We start from the raw sequence: 20444 nt of genomic DNA on the forward strand, positions 1-20444 counted from the left end.
GCAACCAAAGGCGATCGCAGTCTCTTGTCCAATCAATTGGACAGTCTGGAAGTTCAAGGCCGTACATGCGGACTCAAACGCATCAGCTGGCGTGAATTGTTCTTTTAATCTGTAAGGCTTAAGTATCGAGGCCGTCTGAATTTTTCAGATGGCCTTTTCTGTTGAGTAGTAGTAATTCAAAGATGTTGGATTGGTGGATAGAAAAGCTTGTTTGAGGGCAAAACAAGGTTTGATCAAATTGAAAGCTTGGATAGAGCTAAACGACAGATTTGGACTATTCTTTTTTAATTTTCTACTATTTAGCTGAGAAGTTAAAAGGCCGTCTGAAAAGATATTTTCAGACGGCCTTTGATTTAAAAAGAGTGAGTCAAAGAGCGCATTGTTAGATGCTGTTTTTAATGATTTTCCGCAGGGTGGACAGTTGTCGGCGGCTGACGGGCAACGGGGTCGGAATATCGAGAATTTTTGCGCCCCATGTGGATGCGTATTCGTCGTTTTCGTCATCGTCCAATCGAATCAGGCTGTCGAGGGTGTGGCGGAAGACGAGGGCGTTGCGGTGGATGCGGATGACTTTGTCGCCCAGTAATTCTTCCCAGTAAACCAATGTTTTCGGTAATTCGAAGCTTTGACCATCGCCGGTAAACAGATAGACGGTTTTGTGTTCCGCCATCAGATAACGCGCCTGTTGCCAGGGGATTTCAACCATGCGCTCGCGGTTGTACACTTTGAAATGGGTGAAGCTGTCTGCTTTTTCGCGGTTTTTCTCGATGATGCGGTCAAGCGCGGTTTGCAGGCGGGTCATTTTGATCGGTTTGAGCAGATAGTCTGCGGCAGCCAGCTCGAACGCGCGCAGAGCGTGTTCTTCGTAGGCTGTGGTGAAGACAATTTCCGGCTGGCGTTTGGCGGTACGTTTGATGCGTTCGACAAACTCGAGACCGTCGATTTCCGGCATGCCGATGTCGGCAAAGACGATGTCGACTTCGTGGACGCTCAGCCACTCCAATGCTGGCATGGCATGGTGAAAGACGTTGAGCAGTACGACATTGCATTCTTCCAATAATACACGCAAGCGTTCTGCTGCTAATACTTCGTCTTCTACAATAATGGCACTTGGCATAGCGGTATTTCTTTTTGTTGTATCGTGGGAGATCTGCCGCGCTTTGTCATCCTCAATAACGCGCCAGCCGTATGTTGTTGCAATCTTGAAATTATCACTTCGCAACAATTTTAGGAAATTTTTAAAATATACATGATTTTTCGCTTCTTGGGCATGGTTTGGAATGAATCGGAAGATTACTTACATAATTTTATGAAATATTGTAATACCTAGAGTAATTTTGTTGTAATCATGCTAATTCAGTCCGTGATAATGGACGATTTTGGGATTTTGTCCATTTGCCAGTGCGCCACCGCCCAATCGAGTAATTCTTGCGGACGGTTTACGGCGGGTGCATCGGGTAGGTTGAGGTAGGTTAGGACTTGGCGGAGAAGTTGTTCTTTTTGATTCAAATTCAAAGCCGGGGCAAGGGTTTGTTTCGACCATTTTTGCCCTTGGTTGTTGGTCAATAGCGGCAGGTGGGCGTAGGACGGCGTGGGAACGCCGAGGCATTGTTGCAGATAGATTTGGCGCGGCGTGGAAACGAGCAAGTCCTGACCGCGGACAATATGTGTTATGCCTTGATCGGCATCGTCGGCAACCACGGCAAGCTGATAGGCCCAATAGCCGTCGGCACGAAGCAGGACGAAATCGCCGATGTCGTGCGCCAGGTTTTGTGCGTAATGCCCGATAATGCCGTCTGAAAAACCGATTATGCGATCGGGAACTTGAATACGCCATGCCGGCGTTTTGTTTTGCGTGTCGGGTCTTTGCTGTGGATTGCGGCAACGGCCGTTATACACAAATCCGTCTGGGCCCTGAGTTGCCGCTGCCTGCCAGTCTTTGCGACTGCAATAGCAGGGATACACCAGCCCGGCTGCTTTGAGGCGGTCGAGTGTGTCTTGATACAGGTCGTAACGGCGGCTTTGATAGGCGACTTTACCGTCCCACTCAAAACCAAAAGCCTCAAGCGTGCGTAGAATGTCGGCAGCGGCGCCGGGCATTTCGCGAGGGGGGTCAAGGTCTTCAATGCGGACCAGCCATTTGCCCTGATGGGCGCGCGCGTCGGCATAGGAGGCGACGGCGGTCAGCAGGGAGCCGATATGAAGCAGGCCGGTAGGGCTGGGGGCGAAACGTCCTATATACATGGCAGGGTGTTTGTGTAGGGCAGGGGCAGTGTGCCTGCACGGTATTTAAATCGTGATAGAAAAGGGCGTGCTGTACACGCCCGAATTTGGGTTTCAGACGGCCTAGACTTTTCAAAATGATTTAAGTTTCAATCGGCCGTCTGTTTAATCCGTTTAAGCCAAGGGAGCCAGCAGTTTGGCAAAAGCGTCTTCAAATTGTTTCAAACCGTCTTCCTGCAAACGCGTTGCCAAAGTTTCGACATCAATGCCGAGTTTGGCGGTTTCGGCAAGCTGCGCTTGGGCTTCGTCCACACCTTTGGTCAACGTGGCTTTGGCGGTGCCGTGGTCGATAAAGGCTTTGAGTGTCGCATCGGGAACGGTGTTGACGGTATGGGCACCAATCAGGCTGTCAACGTACAAAGTGTCAGGATAGGCAGGGTTTTTCACACCGGTAGATGCCCACAAAAGTTGTACGCGGTTGGCACCTTTTTCGGCAAGTGCGGCAAATTCGCTGCTGCCGAAGTATTGCGCCCAATCTTGATAGGCGGCTTTGGCCAGCGCAATAGCGATTTTGCCTTTGAGGTGGTCGGGCAGGGTGGCGTCCAATGCGGCATCGACACGGGAAATAAAGAAGCTGGCGACAACGTGGATATGGGAAACATCATGTCCCGCTTCCAAACGTTTGGCAATGCCGCGCGCATAGGCCGCATAGGCTTTGAGGGTTTGGGCGCGGGAGAAGAGCAGGGTTAGGTTGACGCTGATGCCGTCTGAAACGAGGGTTTCGAGTGCTTCGATGCCTTCGTCGGTTGCCGGTACTTTAATCATGGCATTTTTACGGCCGATGGCGGCATGCAGGCGGCGCGCTTCTTCAACCGTGCCTTGCGCGTTTTTGGATAATTCAGGCGAAACTTCGAGGCTGACGAAGCCGGTTTTGCCGCCGGTGGATTCATGTTCGGCAAGGCACACGTCGCAAGCGGCTTGTACGTCGGCAACCGCCATTGTTTCGTAGCGTTGTTTCGGGGTCAGGTCTTGCTGTTTGAGCGCGGCTACTTCGTCGGCGTACAGGGCATCGCCTGCAAAGGCTTTTTGGAAAATGGCAGGATTGGAAGTTACGCCGCACACGCCCTGTTTGAGCATTTTGGCCAATTCGCCGCTTTGTACCAGCGAACGGGAGAGGTTGTCCAACCAGATTTGTTGTCCTAATGCTTTAACGTCCGATAAAATAGTCATCTCTGATTCCTTTTACATAATAGGTTTGTTTGTGAAGTGGCGGTAATGCTACGCCGATTCGATGAATTTGAACAGTTTACAGCTGATTAATTTGGGCAAAACAAACCTAAATTCAAGCATGAAAGGCGGCTTTGATGGCGGAAAACACACTTTATCTCGACTGGGCGCGCGATGTATTGGATACGGAAGCCGAAGGTTTGCGTGAAATTGCGGCGGCTTTGAACCATGATTTTGTCCGTGCGGCGGAAGCGTTGTTGCACTGCAAGGGCAGGGTCGTCATTACTGGCATGGGCAAGTCCGGACATATCGGCCGCAAAATGGCGGCAACCATGGCTTCCACCGGCACGCCTGCGTTTTTCGTCCATCCTGCCGAAGCGGCACACGGCGATTTGGGCATGATTGTGGACCACGATGTCGTGATTGCCATTTCCAATTCCGGCGAAAGCGATGAAATTGCGGCGATTATTCCGGCGTTGAAGCGCAAAAACATCACGCTCATCTGCATCACTGCCCATCCGACTTCCACCATGGCGCGTCATGCCGATATCCATATTACCGCGGCGGTTTCCAAAGAAGCCTGCCCGCTCGGCCTTGCACCGACTTCCAGTACGACCGCCGTGATGGCCTTGGGCGATGCGCTGGCGGTTGTATTGTTGCGCGCACGCGCGTTCACGCCCGACGATTTTGCTTTAAGCCATCCGGCCGGCAGCTTGGGCAAACGCCTGCTGTTGCGCGTGGCGGATATTATGCACAAAGACGAAGCCCTGCCAGCCGTTTTGTTGGGTACGCCGTTGAAAGAGGCCATTGTCCGCATGAGTGAAAAAGGCTTGGGCATGTTGGCGGTAACCGATGCCGAAGGCCGTCTGAAAGGCGTATTTACCGATGGCGACTTGCGCCGTCTGTTTCAAGAACGCGACAGCTTTGCCGGTTTGAAAGTGGACGACATTATGCACGCTTCGCCGAAAACCATCTCTGCCGACCGCCTGGCCACCGAAGCTTTGAAAGCCATGCAAAGCAGCCATGTGAACGGTTTGTTGGTGGTCGAAGAAAACGGCATGCTGATTGGCGCACTGAACATGCACGATTTATTGATGGCACGAATTGTCTGAATCGACGGCAAAAACGTTTTCAGACGGCCTTATGCTAGAATAGGCCGTCTGAAATAAGGAAACCTTATGCAAAACCTCTCTTCCGACCTGCAACAACGCGCTTCAGGCATCAAACTGCTGATACTGGATGTGGACGGCGTTTTGACCGACGGCCGCATTTTTATCCGTGATAATGGAGAAGAAATCAAATCGTTCCACACTTTGGACGGACACGGTTTGAAAATGCTTCAGGCCGGCGGTGTGCAAACTGCAATTATTACCGGCCGCGATGCGCCTTCCGTCGGTATCCGCGTGAAGCAGCTCGGTATCAACTATTACTTCAAAGGCATTCACGACAAACGTGCCGCCTATGCCCAATTACGCGAACAGGCCGGTGTGGAGGAGCATGAGTGCGCCTTTGTCGGCGACGATGTTGTCGATTTGCCCGTGATGGTGCGTTGCGGATTGGCGGTCGCCGTCCCTGAGGCACATTGGTTTACTTTGCAATACGCCCATTATGTAACCCGACGTTCCGGCGGCGCAGGCGCGGTGCGTGAAGTGTGCGATTTGATTATGCAGGCGCAAGGTACGCTTGAACCTGCTTTGAAAGAGTATGTACGATGAAAATCAGATGGCGTTACGGAATCGCCTTTCCGCTGGTGTTGGCCGTTTCACTCGGCGCATTGGCGGCGTGGCTCGGCCGCATCAGCGAAGTACAAGTCGAAGAAGTCGTCCTCAATCCGAATGAGCCGCAATATTCGATGAAAGGCATCAACGGCAAACGTTTTGACCAAGAAGGCCGTCTGAAAGAAAATCTGAGCGCGGTCGATGCCGTTCAATATCCGAATAGCGCGGATGTGCATTTGGACAAACCGCATCTTTCGTTTTACCGCGACGGCAGCCTGTTGTACGAAGTCGGCAGCGACAAGGCCGCGTACAATATTCAAAACAAAAAAGTCGTTTTTGAACAGAATGTTGTCTTAAACAAAGCGGCAGATGCCAAGCGTTTGGCTGGCATCGTCAAAACCGAACGTTTGAATGTCGATACCGAAGCGCAATACGCCCATACCGACAGTCCCGTTACTTTCCAATACGGACAGTCCGGCGGTCAGGCAAACGGCATGACTTATGACCACAAAACCGGTTTGCTGAATTTCCCTTCCAAAGTGAAAGCCACAATTTATGATACAAAAAATTTGTAAAACCTTAGCCCTTGTTGCCGTTTTTGCCGCCAGCCCGGCCTTTGCCCTGCAAAGCGACAGCAAGCAGCCGATTCAAATCGAAGCCGACCAAGGCTCGCTTGACCAAAACAACCAAAGCACCACCTTTTCCGGCAACGTCATCATCAAACAAGGCACGCTCAATATTCGTGCCGGCAGCGTGACCGTTTCGCGCAACGACAAAAGCGAGCAGTTGATGAAAGCCACCGGCTCGCCCGTCAAATTCAGCCAAGAGTTGGACGGCGGCAAAGGCGTGGTCAACGGCCAAGCTAATACTGTAACGTATTCTTCCGCAGCTAGTCTGGTTACCCTGACCGGCAATGCCAAAGTACAGCGCGGCGGCGATGTGGCCGAAGGTGCAGTCATCACTTACAACACCAAAACCGAGGTTTATACCATCAACGGCAGCGCCAAATCCGGTGTGAAATCCGCCGCCAAATCCGGCCGCGTCAGCGTGGTCATCCAGCCGTCCAGCACGCAGAAAAACAAATAAGAAAACACACAAAAAGGCCGTCTGAAAAAGGTTCAGACGGCCTGAGGTCAATATCGAAAGTCAACAGAATATGAGCGCAAACAACAGCCGTCTTGTGGTTCAAAACCTGCAAAAAAGTTTCAAAAAACGCCAAGTCGTCAAAAGCTTCTCCCTTGAAATCGAAAGCGGCGAAGTCATCGGCCTGCTCGGTCCCAACGGCGCGGGTAAGACCACCAGCTTTTACATGATTGTCGGTCTGATTGCCGCCGATGCAGGCAGCGTGATGCTGGACGGCCAAGAGTTGCGCCACCTGCCCATTCACGAACGCGCCCGCCTCGGCGTCGGCTATCTGCCGCAGGAGGCCTCGATTTTCCGCAAAATGACCGTGGAACAAAATATCCGCGCCATTTTGGAAATCAGCATGAAAGACAAAAGCCGCATTGATGCCGAACTTGAAAAACTGTTGGCCGATTTGAACATTGAACGCCTGCGCAACAACCCTGCGCCGTCTTTGTCCGGTGGCGAACGCCGCCGTGTCGAAATCGCGCGCGTGTTGGCCATGCAGCCGCGTTTCATTTTGTTGGACGAACCTTTTGCCGGCGTTGACCCGATTGCCGTGATCGATATTCAGAAAATCATCGAGTTCCTCAAATCACGCGGTATCGGCGTATTGATTACCGACCACAACGTGCGCGAAACCCTCAGCATCTGCGACCGTGCCTACATCATCAGTGATGGTACGGTATTGGCTTCAGGCAAGCCGGATGATTTGGTCAACAATGAACAAGTCCGTTCGGTTTATTTGGGTGAAAACTTCAAATATTGAGTTTAGGCCGTCTGAAAAGGTGTATCTGTGTTGAAACGAATTTTTTTGTCTTCCTTTGCCGTTTTGGCAGCTACTGCCGTGCATGCAATGCCAGAACTGCCATTGCAGAATATGGGTGTGCGCCAAGGCGTGATAGATAAAAATGGCAAGCCGATAACCGGTATCGTAACGGCGACAGCTATCGTGGATAAAGAGGGTAAATTGGGAAAAAGCCTCCATTGGGAAGTGGATGCGCTGGAATTGTTGAAACTTGCTCAAGAAGTAGGTTTGCCAAAACAAGTCGAGCCTTATAAAGAGTGTACTTATAATCAGAAAACCCAACAAACGGATTGTAAGACACTGGAAAGCCTTAAAAAATTCAGATTCTTTTATACTGTGCCAAATGGATTCAAAGAAGAGATAAAGACGAAACCTGTCCAAGTTGCTCCCCCACCTTATCCAGAGCTTTCTACAGAGAATGGTGAGGAAGGGACTGTGGTATTAAATGTCTTTATCAATATAGATGGCAAAGCATTCGTATGGGTAAAAAAGAGCAGTGGATACTCGCGTTTAGATGCTGCAGGACGAAAAGCGGTTTTGCAGACAAAATTTCAACCCGCTACCTATCACGGGAAGCCTGTTACCATGTTTTTTACTCGACGTATTGCGTTTATTTTAAATTAGAAAATATCTCTACTGTCGAATAATTCATTTATCGGTTGATAAAAGAATAATATATTGAAATAATCATCCAATATATAAACAATATATCCGATATTTTCAGACGGCCCATCAGATACAGGCTGTCTGAAATCCATAAAGCACATTTACTATCAAACATTATGTCTTCACTCGTCCTTAAACTCAAACAGACCCAGCAGCTCAACCAGCGGCTGCAGCAGTCTTTGCGCATCTTGCAGATGTCGGGTCTTGAGCTTGAGCGCGAAGTGGAAGACTGGTTGTCAGACAATCCTCTGCTTGAGCGTCCGGAAACCGATGAGTTTGCCGATAGCGGACTCAACCGTGCGGTAACCATGCCGCGCGCAGGTCAGCAGTTGAGCGGCGACGATGCCGAAGATATTTGGAGCAACATCGCCGAAGAAGAGGATTTCAAACACTATCTGCATGCCCAAGTGTGCGAGCATCCGCTCTCGCAAGTGGAAGCGGCCTATGTTCACGTCTTGATTGATTTTTTGGACGAACAAGGCTACCTCACCGACAGCCTCGAAGAAATCATCGACCACACGCCGTTGGAATGGATGCTGGACGAAGAAGCCCTGCAAAATGCGCTGGATGTATTGCAAACCTTTGATCCGCCCGGCGTGGCTGCGGCCGACTTGACCGAGTCGCTCATGCTGCAATTAATGCGTTTGCCGGCTTCTCCGGCTAGACAAATGGCCGCGCATTTGGTGCAAAGTTCGCTTCAAGAGTTAGGCAAAAACCGCAAACAAAACGTTCTGCGTTTCCGCAAACTCTATCCCGATACCGACAGCGAAACCATAGAAGCCGCGCTCGATATGATTGCCGAGCTCAATCCCTATCCGGCCTACGGTTTCGCCTCTGCCACGCCTACGCCTTATATTCAGCCTGACGTTTGGGTCAAAGAGGGCAAGGACGGCTGGGAAGTTATCAGCAATGAGGCGGCTTGGCCGAAGCTGCAGCTGAATCAGGAGTATTGCGACCTGATGAAATCAGCGGAAGAGGGCGCACCGGAGTGGAAGGAAAAAATCAACGAAGCCAAGCAGCGCATTGATTCTTTGGAACTGCGCAAAAGCACAGTCCTCCGCCTTGCCGAGTATATCGTCAAAAATCAGGAAGATTTTTTCATCTTCGGAGAAATCGGACTGTCGCCCATGCTGATGAAAGATGCCGCCGCCGAATTGGGTTTGGCAGAAAGTACCATTTCGCGCGCCGCCAATCAGAAATATTTGTCTTGCCCGCGCGGACTGTTTGCGTTACGCTATTTCTTCACACAGGCAGTCAATGCCGACGATGACGGCGAAGGGTTCAGCCAAGGCGCAATCAAAGCTGTCTTGAGCCAGCTGATTGAAAGCGAAGACAGCAGCAAACCTTATTCGGACGAGGCCCTCGTCAAATTATTAAAACAACGCGGCATTGAAATCGCCAGACGTACAGTTGCTAAATATAGAGAATCATTAGACATACCACCGGCACACAAACGAAAATTTACCGAGTAGATATATTCCGATCCGTTTTGACGGACTAATCAACCGAAGGAGCTGTATCATGAATCTGAAAATCACCGGTCTGAATTTTGATGTTACCGAAGCCATCAAAAACTATGTTTCCGACAAGTTGGCACGAATCAGTCGCCACGCCGACAACATCATTTCCGTGACCATCACGCTCTCGGTGGAAAAAGTCAGCCAGAAAGCCGAAGCCGATGTGCATTTGGCAGGCAAAGATTTGCACGTTGAAGCGATTGAACAGGATATGTACGCCGCGATTGATGTTTTGATGGACAAGCTCGACCGCGCTGTTTTGAAACATAAAGAAAAAAGCGGCGATGTCCGCAGTACTGTCAAACCTGCTACCGAATAAAGTTTTTGTATGATAAAGGCCGTCTGAATATTCAGATGGCCTTTTGTTTTGCTAGAAGTTTTAGACTGCAATCTAGTTACTCACTTTTTCGCCATTCCATGGTGCCACTTTAAACAGTAGTAACATGCCCGGTATGCCTAAAGCAAAACACAACCAGTAGAAATTGAAGTAACCTATCGCTTCAATCAGATAACCTGCCGAAGCATTGATAAATGTACGTGGAACGGCTGACAGGCTGGTAAAGAGGGCTAATTGTGTGGCCGTAAATGCAGGATTGGTTTCACGAGCCATATAGGCAACAAACGCCGCTGTACCCAGACCTACGCCCGCTGCTTCTGCACCAATCACGGCCGCAAGCATCATTTGCTCTGTCAGTGTGATGGTTTCAAACTTGCCAAAATTTGCCAACCAGGCAAAGCCTAGAATAGTAACCCATTGCGCCACGCCGAAAACCCATAAAGCTCTATTGATACCGAGCTTTATCATCCAAATACCGCCTACAATACCGGCAATGACAGCAGGCCATAAACCGGCATTTTTGGCAATGAGGCCGATGTCGGTTTTGCTGAAGCCCATGTCCAGATAAAAAGGTGTAGCCAAAGAAGTGGCCATACTGTCGCCCAGTTTGTAGAGAAAGATAAACAGCAATACCAATATGGCTTGTTTGATGCCTTTGCGGGAGAAGAACTCACTGAAAGGGTCGGAAACCGTTTGGGCAAATGTACGCGACACAGATGGTGGAATGTCAGGCTCTTTAGCTAAAAACAAAGTCATCAGCAGGCCGGGCAGCATAAATAGTGCAGTAATGATGAATACGTTGTGCCAAGGCATCAAGTCGGCCAAAATCAAGCTGAGCGAGCCGGGTACCAAAGCGGCGATACGGTAGGCATTGACGTGGATAGAGTTGCCTAAGCCTAATTCTTCATCTGACAAAATTTCGCGTCGAAATGCATCCAATACAATATCTTGGCTGGCAGAGAAAAAGGCGACCACCAACGATAAGCCCATAATTACATATAAATGCTGAGCAGGATTTAGGAAGGCGTAAATGAGCAAGGTCAGCAGCAAACCAATTTGCGTAACCAGCATCCAACCGCGTCGCCGTCCTAAAAAAGGTAATCTGACCAAATCAATGACGGGAGACCAGATAAATTTCCAAGTGAAAGGCAGCCCGATAAGTGCCATCAGGCCGATGGTTTTCAAATCAACATGTTCGCTGCGCAACCATGCAGGAATCAGGTTGATCAGAAAATAAAGCGGCAGCCCCGAAGTGAAGCCTGTAAAGATACAAATCAGCATACTGCGCGAGAAAATTCGCTGCATAGTGCTGGGTTGGGGTGCGGTTGTCATAGTGGAATCAATAAAAAAGAAAAGGGATATTGTAGCAAAGATGGGGAATATGGCGAATGAGCTTCTGCTATCTTTATTGAATAAAGGCCGTCTGAAACTTTGACAAATTAAGTTTCAGACGGCCTTTTGTTGGAACAACTGGTTTGGCGGGCAACGGAGACTTCAGGACGGAAGAAGGGTTGCTTGGGTGTATTTATAAAATTGAAGTTAAGAAAGTTTCAGACGACCCCTAGAGATCGTTTGAACGATGAGAAATATCAGTGGTAATTTGTGCCGTCAGTGTAGCCGTTTCCTGATTTGTCCACAGCAAAAGCAGAAATCGGACCGACCGTTACTGTCCCTTTAGGCTGAGTTTCTTGGTAATACTCATATGCTGCAACACCCATACCAGTTGCAGCACCAACAGCAGCACCAATTGTGCCACCGACCATAATAGCTGGTTCGGCAGGAATACTGCCAAAAGCTATACCGACACCCAGACCAATACCTGCACCAATTGATCCTCCTATTTATGCACCATTTGCTCCTCCTTGAAGGATTCTCTCTCCTAAGCCTCCTCCATAAATTAGTTCCAGATCCTCAATGGATAGTTCAATCATGTTATTTTTCCTTTTCAAAAAAATTAGATGTAGAATATTGAGTCAATACACCCAATATGGAAAAAATAATAAAAGCATGAATATAAATCATAAAATCAACATTATCTCCTTGGTAGCTTTCATAAATAAAAACGATTGGTATTGATATACAAATTAAAATGTACAGGTACTTTGAAATTACCAGTAACTTATACACAAATTTTGATTTCATAGCCTAGTCTTTCATTTGAATAAAATCTACCCTAATCAACTTTCCAACCAACTTCCTAACTTCTTCATGCTTTCCCTGATTGAAGTTAACCAGTAGATTTTTCAACAATATGTATATTATGTTAAATAATAAATGGTAATTGTCACATTCAAATATTAAGGATAACCTACTTTGAAACTATATCGCTTTGATGCGTAATTCTATAAAAAACATTGAATTTTCATGTTTTCTATTTATCCAGTATTTTGGAGTTGATAAGTGAGAGCAAAAAACTTTGGAAATCTACGATTCTCCTTCCAACACCTCATCATTTCTCTAGAGAATTTAGGCAAAGGCGATATTGATAACTCATTTCATTAAATGAAACCAAATGAGAATCATTTATTTATAAAATCATTTTAAATTAATGGGTTACAATAAAAATTGATAAAATAAAATTGACTATTCTCAATAAAATGAGTAAAATTCATCCGCAAATACAAATTTTGTATTGTGATACATCTATTAACCGCATTAAGAAAAGGAGTTAGTTATGCTAAGTAAGTCAATTACAGCAAAATTAAACGAACAAATTAATCTCGAGTTGTATTCATCAAATGTCTATTTGCAAATGAGTGCATGGTGCCATAAACATGGTTATGAAGGCGCTGCAGCATTTTTACTTCGTCATGCCGATGAAGAATTGGAACATATGCAAAAGTTGTTTACTTATGTGAGCGAAACCAGTGGAATGCCTTTGTTAGGTAAAATTGACACCCCTAAACACGATTACGCTTCATTAAAAGAAGTTTTTGAAACAACACTTGAACACGAAAAACTAGTGACATCTAAAATTAATGAGTTAGTTGAGAGTACTTTTGCAGAAAAGGATTACTCTACTTTTAACTTCTTACAATGGTATGTAGCTGAACAGCATGAAGAAGAAAAATTATTTAACAGTATTGTTGATAAATTCAAACTTCTTGGTGAAAGTGGTACAGCGCTCTACTACATTGATCGTGAATTAAAAACTTTATAAGAATAGGAGAAATAAAATGTTATCAAATAGCGTGATTAAACTATTAAATGATCAAATGAATTTAGAGTTTTATTCTTCTAACTTATATTTACAAATGAGCGCCTGGTGCGAACAACAAGGTTTCGAAGGAGCTGCAAAATTTTTATCAGAGCATGCGGCTGAAGAAATGCAGCATATGCGTAAACTCTTCACTTATTTAAATGAGACCGGCGCATTGGCTATCATCACACAAATTGATGAACCACCTCATCAATTTTCATCATTGAAACAAGTACTTGAATTAACTTATGAACATGAAAAGTTAATTACCTCTAAAATCAATGAATTAGTTGGTAGAACTTTTGAAGAGAAAGACTACTCTGCCTTTAACTTCTTACAATGGTATGTGGCTGAACAACATGAAGAAGAAAAATTATTCAGTGGAATTTTGGATAAATTAAATCTTCTTGGTGAAGATGGTAAAGGTTTGTTCTTAGTTGATAAAGATTTAGGCGCATTAACAACAAACAACTAATCAAGTCTGATGAAAAAGGCTAAGTCATTATCGATTTAGCCTTTTTTTATATCAAAATCTAGCTACTTTTGTCTAAAAGTGCGGTGCTTTAACGGTTCATTCTTACCGCCGATTAGGTTTTGAAATGCCCGTAAGACAGGCAGATATGCTTGTCTTACGGGCATTTTATTTTCAGACGGCCTTCGATCTTGCGTTGCAGTTGCGGTAGAAGGCGATCAGACCGTTGGTGGAGCTGTCGTGTGCAGGCGTGCCGCGTTCGAGTTCGGGTTCGATGGTTTTGGCCAGCTCTTTACCGTATTCCACGCCCCATTGGTCGAAGGGGTTGATACGCCAAATCACGCCTTGAACGAAAGTACGATGTTCGTAGGCGGCCATCAGCATGCCGAGGTTGAAAGGCGTCAGGCTGTCGATGAGCAGGCTGTTGCTCGGACGGTTGCCGGGGAATTCTTTTTGCGGTGCAAGGCGGTCGCGTTCGTCTTGGGACAGGGCGGCTAATTCGACTTGTACTTCGTCTAAGGTCTTGCCTTTCATCAGCGCTTCGGCTTGGGCGAAGGCGTTGGCAACGGTAAAGCGGTGTTGGCGGTGGTTGCCGTAGATTGTGGTCATGGGGACGATGAAATCAACGGGAATCAGACGCGTACCTTGGTGCAGAAGCTGGAAGTAGGCATGTTGGCAGTTGACGCCTTCATCGCCGAAGACAATGCCGCCGGTGGTGCAGGAAACGGGTTGGCCGTCTGAAGTACGCTGTTTGCCGAGGCTTTCCATATCGAGTTGGTTGAGCCATGGGGTAAAGAGGCGCATGTTGTGGCTGTATGGGACAACGGTTTGGCCGTCTGAATGTTGGAAGTTGTTGTACCAAACGTTGATGAGTGCCATCAGGACGGGAATATTGCGGCGGAATGGCGTTTCGAAGAAATGGGTATCCATCGCGTGTGCGCCGGCCAGCATTTTGCGGAACGCTTTTTCGCCGACGGCAACCATCAGTGGCAGGCCAATGGGCGACCAGACGGAATAGCGGCCGCCGACCCAGTCGGACATGGCAAAGACTTTGTCGGGGGAGATACCGAAATTTTGGGCTGCGGCCACATCGGCGGAAATGGCGCAGAAGTGGCGGTAGATGCCGGAATCAGGCAAACCTGCATCACGGTACCAAGTACGCGCCGCATAGGCATTAAGCAGGGTTTCCGGTGTGCGGAACGATTTGCTGGCAATGCTGAATACGGTGGTTTCGGGGTTGAGGCCGAGAAGGGTTTGGGTCAGGTCGGCATCATCGGAGTTGCTGACAAAGTGGACGCGGATGTTTTTCCAATAAGGCTGCAGCGCCTGTGTGGCCATGCGCGGGCCTAAATCGGAGCCGCCGATGCCGATGTGAACCAGGTCGGTAATCGGTTTGCCGGTAATGCCTGCGTGGGTGCCGTCTAGGAGTTGGCGTGCGAATTCGAGGGTGCGGTTGAGTTCGTGATGAACTTTGGACACGATGTTTTCGCCGTCGACGTAAACAGGTTTGGCATTGGCAGGCAGGCGTAGGGCAGTGTGGAGGACGGCACGGTGTTCGCTGGTGTTGATTTTTTCACCGCTGCTCATGGCCTGCATATATTGTGGCAAATCGGCCGCTTCGGCCAGTTGGCACAATAAATCAAGGGTGTTTTCATCTAGGCGGTTTTTGCTGTAATCAAATAACAAACCGTGCAGAATTTCGTGCATATTATTGAAACGTTCGGCATCTGCAGCGAAGCGTTCGCGCAGGGTAACGTGTTGAGTATCGGCATGATGGGCTTCCAAAGCCTGCCATGCGTCTGAGTATATGGACATCTCGTTTCCTTAGTATGTAACGGTAAAATAAGCAGGATAGATAGGTATTTCCTGCTTTTTTGTAGTGGCTTGTAGTTTAACAAATTTGAACAGGTTTTGGGAGATGGCATGGGCGGTTTTGTTTAAGAAATGTATGCAAAATGCAATAGAAACGGTTGATTATCATCAAGTTTCTGTAAAAAAGGGGGTATGACACCGATGTCTGCTGTGTTATCCTATGTAACATTATTGAAATCTTGTCGGGACGGTTCCGTAAGATGGCTACAATTTATGATGTCGCTGCTTATGCCGGGGTATCTCCCAAGACGGTCAGCCGGGTGATTAACGGCGATGCGCCGGTCAGTGATAAAACCCGTTCCAAAGTAGAAACAGCGATTGCTGCTTTGGGCTATATCCCGTCTTCTGCGGCGCGGATTATGCGGTCACACCGTTCTGGCTTGGTCGGTCTGATTACCGGCGCCATTTCGCGGACAGGCGAGAGTACGGGCGGACACGGCATACCGGATATGTTCTTGATTAAGGGCATTCAGCAGCAGATTCGCGCACAAGGCAAGATTTTGATGATTGCCGACATCGACAATAAGCCGGGTCAGCCCGGTCAGATGGAGCCGCTGATCCGTACCTTTATGGAACATCGTGCCGAGGGGATTTTATATGTGGCAGGTTTCCATCAGGAAGTATTGCTACCGGAAGTGCCCAACCGTTGTCCGATGGTGTTGGTCAACTGTTTTGATTTGGCAGGTACGCCGTCGGTTTTGCCGGATGACGAAGCAGGGCAGTATGGCTTGGTGCGCCGGATTATCCAAAGCGGACACAAACGGATTGCTTATGTGACTTTGCAGCCGGGCGTGGAAGCGACGAGATTGAGATTGGCCGGATACCGCCGTGCTTTGGCTGATGCGGATATTGTCTTCGATCCTGATTTGGTGCAAACTGGCTATCCTGACTTCAGCAACGACAGCGGGTCTTTGATTTCGGCTATTTTGAAGCTGCTGTCTTTGCCGCTTCCGCCGACGGTAATTTGTTGCGGTAATGATGAAATGGCAGTGCGCGTGTACGGGATTTTGAGGACGCGCGGCGTACGGGTTCCCGAGCAAGTCTCCGTTGCCGGCTACGATAATCATAGTGCGATTGCGGAAACGCTGTTTCCGCCGTTGACCAGCACCGAGCTGCCGTATCTGCGCATGGGCGCGATGGCGGCTGATTTGCTGTTCCAATACATCGAACATCCGGCCGGTACGGCTCAGCCCGTCAAGGTCGTTGGGGAAACCATCTGGCGTCAGTCTGTGATGAATAAATAGTTTCAGACGGCCTGAAAATAAGCTTTAAACAACACAAACACACATCAAAATAAGATTCATGTAAACGGCCAAAATAAAGGCCGTCTGAAAACGGAGTTGCCTCAGTAAAAAGGGCAGCCCAAATACAATAAAAGCGTCATACCGCTGAAATTGGAGTTTGTTGTTTCCATAGTTTATTACCCAGGAGTAGCCTTCCTATGAAAATCTCCCCACAAGTGGCGATGACACTTCGCCAGATTATGCTGATGAACTTCGGTTTCTTCGGTATTCAATATAGCTTCGGGTTGCAGCAAACTGCGATTAATCCGATTTTCAGCTTTCTTCATGCCGATCCGAGCCAGTTGCCGATTTTGAATATGGCAGGTCCGATTACCGGTTTGCTGGTGCAGCCGATGATTGGTGCGATGAGTGACCGCACTTGGGTGCCTGGATTGGGTCGCCGCCGCCCGTATTTCTTGATTGGCGCCATCGGTTGCAGCCTCTGTCTCTTTATCTATCCGCACGTTACCGCCTTGTGGGTGGCCGTATTGCTGCTGTGGCTCTTGGACATCAGCAACAACACGGCAATGGAACCTTTCCGTGCCTTTATTGCCGATACCGTTCCTGAACACCAGCAATCCACCGGTTTCTTGATGCAGTCTGTGTTTACCGGCTTGGGCATTACCCTGGCCAACGTTTCCCTCTACATCTTCCAACAAATCGGCTGGTTGCAACAAACCTCCGAAGCGGGCATTCCGTATTGGGTATTCGGTTCGTTTTATATTGGTGCGGTCTGTTCCATCGGTTCGGTTTTGGTTACCGTTTTATCAACGGCCGAACGCGAGCCCAGCCCTGAAGAAATGGTGGCCATTAAAGCCCAGCCGAGCGGTCCGGCCCATGCCGTTAAAGATATTATCGTTGCTGTCCGCGAAATGCCGACTGCCCTGTGGCAACTGGCCTTGGTGTATCTCTTCCAATGGTACGCACTCTTCATCTACTGGCAATATATTTCCCATAGTATCGTTCAATCCGTTTGGGATTCGACTGTTGAAAATACCGAAGCGTATAGTCAAGCGGTTGCATGGACCGGTTTGGTAAACGGTTTCTACAACGTTGTAACCTTTATCTCCGCCTTCGGCCTGATGTGGATGGCGCGCAAATACGCCGCCAAATATGTTCACGCCTTTGCCGTAACCCTTGCCGCGCTGGCTTTGCTCACCATTCCGCACATCGGCAACAAATACCTGATGTTTGCGCCGATGATTGGTTTCGGTGTCGGTTGGGCAAGTATGATGGGCGTACCGTTTATGATTGTGGTCGGTTCTATTCCGAAAGAACGTTACGGTGTGTACATGGGTATTGTGAACATGATGATTGTGATTCCAATGCTGATTGAAACCGTATCTTTCGGCTGGGTGTACAGAACTTTCTTGGGTTCAAACCCTGCCAACGCGATGACTTTTGCCGGTGTTTCCCTGGCCATTGCCGCAGCGGTGACCTTAACCATTAAAACTGCGGCCAAACCGGCTACTGCAGAATAACGAAGTCTTGATTTAAAAACCAAAATGAAAAGGCCGTCTGAAACATGAAAGGGTTTCAGACGGCCTTTTTTGTTGAAACGGATATCATTTGCTGACCTGATTCAGTAAGCCTTATTGTTGCTGCGCTACCGTTCATCACTCAAATTGGCTATGACTACCGATTTTGCTTTACAATATCCTCCTTTAATTTATTTCGTTTTACCATCCTGATGACAGAACACATTTCCGCTCCAAGCCCATCTCCTATCGGCGAAGACTACCTGCTGTTAGGTCAATATGCCGAACGCGCCTATCTCGAATACGCCATGAGCGTGGTCAAAGGCCGCGCGCTGCCTGAAGTTTCAGACGGCCAAAAGCCTGTACAACGGCGTATTTTGTTTGCCATGCGCGATATGGGTTTGACGGCGGGTGCGAAGCCGGTGAAATCGGCACGCGTGGTCGGCGAGATTTTGGGTAAATACCACCCGCATGGCGACAGTTCTGCCTATGAAGCGATGGTCCGCATGGCGCAGGATTTTACCTTGCGCTATCCCTTAATCGACGGCATCGGCAACTTTGGTTCGCGTGACGGCGACGGGGCGGCGGCGATGCGTTACACCGAAGCGCGGCTGACGCCGATTGCGGAATTGCTGTTGTCCGAAATCAATCAGGGGACGGTGGATTTCGTTCCTAACTACGACGGCGCGTTTGACGAACCGCTGCACCTGCCCGCCCGCCTGCCTATGGTGTTGCTCAACGGCGCGTCGGGCATCGCGGTGGGTATGGCGACCGAGATTCCGTCGCACAATTTGAACGAAGTCACGCAGGCGGCGATTGCACTGTTGAAGAAACCGACGCTGGAAACCGCCGACCTGATGCAGTACATCCCTGCGCCCGATTTTGCCGGTGGCGGTCAAATCATCACACCGGCGGACGAATTGCGCCGTATTTACGAAACCGGCAAGGGCAGCGTGCGCGTGCGTGCGCGTTATGAAATCGAGAAATTGGCGCGCGGACAGTGGCGCGTGATTGTGACCGAACTGCCACCGAACGCCAATTCCGCCAAAATCCTTGCTGAAATCGAAGAACAAACCAACCCGAAACCGAAAGCAGGCAAGAAGCAGCTCAACCAAGACCAGCTCAACACCAAAAAGCTGATGCTGGATTTAATCGACCGCGTGCGCGACGAGTCCGACGGCGAACATCCCGTGCGACTGGTGTTCGAGCCGAAATCCAGCCGCATTGATACCGATACCTTCATCAACACGCTGATGGCGCAGACTTCGCTGGAAGGTAATGTGTCGATGAACTTGGTGATGATGGGTTTGGACAACCGTCCTGCGCAGAAAAACCTGAAAACGATTTTGCAGGAATGGCTGGATTTCCGCGTCGTAACCGTAACACGCCGTCTGAAATTCCGTTTGAACCAAGTGGAAAAACGGCTGCACATCCTTGAAGGCCGTCTGAAAGTCTTTCTGCACATTGACGAAGTGATTAAAGTCATCCGCGAATCAGACGATCCGAAAACCGATTTGATGGCGGCGTTCGGGCTGACCGAAATCCAAGCCGAAGACATTTTGGAAATCCGCCTGCGCCAGTTGGCACGTTTGGAAGGGTTCAAACTCGAAAAAGAATTGAACGAATTGTGCGAAGAACAAGGCCGTCTGAATATCCTTTTGGGCGACGAAAACGAAAAACGCAAGCTGATTATCAAAGAGATGCAGGCGGACATAAAGCAGTTTGGCGATGCACGCCGCACGCTGGTGGAAGAAGCTGGACGCGCCGTGCTGACGCAAACCACCGCCGATGAGCCCATCACGTTGATTCTGTCGGAAAAAGGGTGGATACGCAGCCGTGCCGGACACAACCTCGATTTGAGCCAAACTGCGTTCAAAGAAGGTGATCGCCTCAAACAAACCCTCGAAGGCCGCACTGTTTTACCCGTCGTCATCCTGGATTCACTGGGTAGAACCTACACGCTTGATGCCGCTGAAATCCCCGGCGGACGCGGCGACGGCGTGCCGGTTTCATCATTAATCGAGCTGCAAAACGGCGCGAAACCTGTCGCCATGCTCACCGGCCAGCCCGAACAGCATTACTTGCTTTCAGGCAGCGGCGGCTACGGCTTTATCACCAAGTTGGCCGATATGATCGGACGCGTGAAAGCGGGTAAAGTGGTGATGACCGTGGACAGCGGCGAAACCGTCCTGCCTCCGGTTGCCGTCTATGCTTCTTCACTGATCAATCCCGACTGCAAAGTCGTACTGGCCAGCAGCGACCACCGTCTCTTGGCGTTTTCCATCGGCGAACTCAAAGTCATGCCTAAAGGCCGCGGTTTGCAGCTGATGTCGTTGGCTGAGGGTGCATCTTTGGAACACATTATGGTGACGACCTCTCCTGAGTTTACCGTTGTATCGGTCGGCCGACGCGGTGCAGAACATCAGGAAAAACTACGTATTGCCGATATTGACGGCAAGCGCGGTAAAAAAGGCAAGGTATTGGAAATATCAGGCCGTCTGAAAAGTTTGTCCTGAAACAAG

General features: G+C 48.9%; 19 protein-coding genes. 14 read left to right on the forward strand and 5 right to left on the reverse strand.

All coding sequences use genetic code 11. The annotated features are described in order from the left end of the window. Nucleotides 1-382: 382 nt before the first annotated feature. From Q1M25_RS00915 to tal, 3 genes are all read right to left on the reverse strand, one after another. Complete coding sequence (locus Q1M25_RS00915) at nt 383-1117, reverse strand: LytTR family DNA-binding domain-containing protein (RefSeq protein ID WP_049348785.1); 735 nt, start codon at nt 1115-1117, stop codon at nt 383-385. 239 nt (nt 1118-1356) lie between these two features. Beyond that, nucleotides 1357-2244 carry a tRNA glutamyl-Q(34) synthetase GluQRS gene (gene gluQRS / locus Q1M25_RS00920; protein ID WP_300480728.1) on the reverse strand — a complete coding sequence of 296 codons (888 nt, stop codon included), beginning with the start codon at nt 2242-2244 and terminating at the stop codon, nt 1357-1359. Between the two features lie 153 nt (nt 2245-2397). Next, a complete protein-coding gene (gene tal / locus Q1M25_RS00925) occupies nt 2398-3453 on the reverse strand; it encodes a transaldolase (protein ID WP_300480730.1) in 1056 nt (351 codons plus the stop codon). A 134-nt stretch (nt 3454-3587) separates the two neighbouring features. Between tal and Q1M25_RS00930 the strand changes: the two genes are divergently transcribed. From Q1M25_RS00930 to raiA, 8 genes are all read left to right on the forward strand, one after another. Beyond that, nucleotides 3588-4562 (forward strand): KpsF/GutQ family sugar-phosphate isomerase, encoded by a 975-nt coding sequence (locus Q1M25_RS00930; RefSeq protein ID WP_300480732.1) that lies wholly within the window; start codon nt 3588-3590, stop codon nt 4560-4562. 66 nt (nt 4563-4628) lie between these two features. Then, nucleotides 4629-5165, forward strand: coding sequence for an HAD family hydrolase (locus Q1M25_RS00935; protein WP_300480735.1), 537 nt, complete (start codon nt 4629-4631; stop codon nt 5163-5165). After that, nucleotides 5162-5743, forward strand: a complete 582-nt coding sequence (lptC, locus tag Q1M25_RS00940) for an LPS export ABC transporter periplasmic protein LptC (protein WP_003686789.1) — start codon at nt 5162-5164, stop codon at nt 5741-5743. Before Q1M25_RS00935 ends, lptC begins: the two co-directional genes overlap by 4 nt. Continuing rightward, the gene (gene lptA / locus Q1M25_RS00945) at nt 5724-6254 is read left to right on the forward strand and encodes a lipopolysaccharide transport periplasmic protein LptA (RefSeq protein WP_049328829.1); all 531 of its coding nucleotides are present in this window, start codon (nt 5724-5726) and stop codon (nt 6252-6254) included. The genes lptC and lptA overlap by 20 nt, the downstream gene beginning before the upstream one ends. Nucleotides 6255-6324: 70 nt before the next feature. After that, complete coding sequence (gene lptB, locus Q1M25_RS00950) at nt 6325-7059, forward strand: LPS export ABC transporter ATP-binding protein (protein ID WP_003679854.1); 735 nt, start codon at nt 6325-6327, stop codon at nt 7057-7059. 27 nt (nt 7060-7086) lie between these two features. After that, entirely contained in the window at nt 7087-7722 is a 636-nt protein-coding gene (locus Q1M25_RS00955) for an energy transducer TonB (RefSeq protein WP_101756007.1), read from the forward strand. A 158-nt stretch (nt 7723-7880) separates the two neighbouring features. Beyond that, nucleotides 7881-9236, forward strand: coding sequence for an RNA polymerase factor sigma-54 (rpoN, locus tag Q1M25_RS00960; RefSeq protein ID WP_114926054.1), 1356 nt, complete (start codon nt 7881-7883; stop codon nt 9234-9236). 49 nt (nt 9237-9285) lie between these two features. Next, nucleotides 9286-9600, forward strand: a complete 315-nt coding sequence (raiA, locus tag Q1M25_RS00965; RefSeq protein ID WP_114926055.1) for a ribosome-associated translation inhibitor RaiA — start codon at nt 9286-9288, stop codon at nt 9598-9600. Nucleotides 9601-9672: 72 nt separating this feature from the next. Here raiA and Q1M25_RS00970 read toward each other — a convergent pair whose 3' ends face one another. Beyond that, nucleotides 9673-10950 (reverse strand): AmpG family muropeptide MFS transporter, encoded by a 1278-nt coding sequence (locus Q1M25_RS00970; RefSeq protein ID WP_300480745.1) that lies wholly within the window; start codon nt 10948-10950, stop codon nt 9673-9675. A 356-nt stretch (nt 10951-11306) separates the two neighbouring features. Between Q1M25_RS00970 and Q1M25_RS00975 the strand changes: the two genes are divergently transcribed. The 3 genes from Q1M25_RS00975 to ftnA (Q1M25_RS00990) all read left to right on the forward strand — a co-directional run bounded on the left by Q1M25_RS00975 (nt 11307) and on the right by ftnA (Q1M25_RS00990) (nt 13292). Next, nucleotides 11307-11450, forward strand: coding sequence for a hypothetical protein (locus tag Q1M25_RS00975; protein ID WP_300480747.1), 144 nt, complete (start codon nt 11307-11309; stop codon nt 11448-11450). Nucleotides 11451-12292: 842 nt separating this feature from the next. Then, the gene (gene ftnA / locus Q1M25_RS00985; RefSeq protein WP_107696729.1) at nt 12293-12778 is read left to right on the forward strand and encodes a non-heme ferritin; all 486 of its coding nucleotides are present in this window, start codon (nt 12293-12295) and stop codon (nt 12776-12778) included. Nucleotides 12779-12794: 16 nt separating this feature from the next. After that, nucleotides 12795-13292, forward strand: coding sequence for a non-heme ferritin (gene ftnA, locus Q1M25_RS00990; RefSeq protein ID WP_003686798.1), 498 nt, complete (start codon nt 12795-12797; stop codon nt 13290-13292). 171 nt (nt 13293-13463) lie between these two features. On the opposite strand, the gene pgi is transcribed toward ftnA (Q1M25_RS00990), so the two are convergent. Then, on the reverse strand, nt 13464-15104 hold the full coding sequence (gene pgi, locus Q1M25_RS00995; protein WP_300480754.1) for a glucose-6-phosphate isomerase: 1641 nt from the start codon (nt 15102-15104) through the stop codon (nt 13464-13466). Between the two features lie 257 nt (nt 15105-15361). On the opposite strand from pgi, the gene Q1M25_RS01000 reads away from it, so the two are divergent. The 3 genes from Q1M25_RS01000 to parC all read left to right on the forward strand — a co-directional run bounded on the left by Q1M25_RS01000 (nt 15362) and on the right by parC (nt 20438). Continuing rightward, complete coding sequence (locus Q1M25_RS01000) at nt 15362-16405, forward strand: LacI family DNA-binding transcriptional regulator (RefSeq protein ID WP_300480757.1); 1044 nt, start codon at nt 15362-15364, stop codon at nt 16403-16405. Nucleotides 16406-16602: 197 nt separating this feature from the next. Then, nucleotides 16603-17925 (forward strand): MFS transporter, encoded by a 1323-nt coding sequence (locus tag Q1M25_RS01005; protein WP_300480760.1) that lies wholly within the window; start codon nt 16603-16605, stop codon nt 17923-17925. Between the two features lie 209 nt (nt 17926-18134). Beyond that, on the forward strand, nt 18135-20438 hold the full coding sequence (gene parC / locus Q1M25_RS01010; protein WP_300480763.1) for a DNA topoisomerase IV subunit A: 2304 nt from the start codon (nt 18135-18137) through the stop codon (nt 20436-20438). The last annotated feature ends 6 nt before the right edge of the window (nt 20439-20444 follow it).

The sequence above is a fragment of the uncultured Neisseria sp. genome (genome assembly GCF_951230505.1).
Classification (GTDB): domain Bacteria; phylum Pseudomonadota; class Gammaproteobacteria; order Burkholderiales; family Neisseriaceae; genus Neisseria.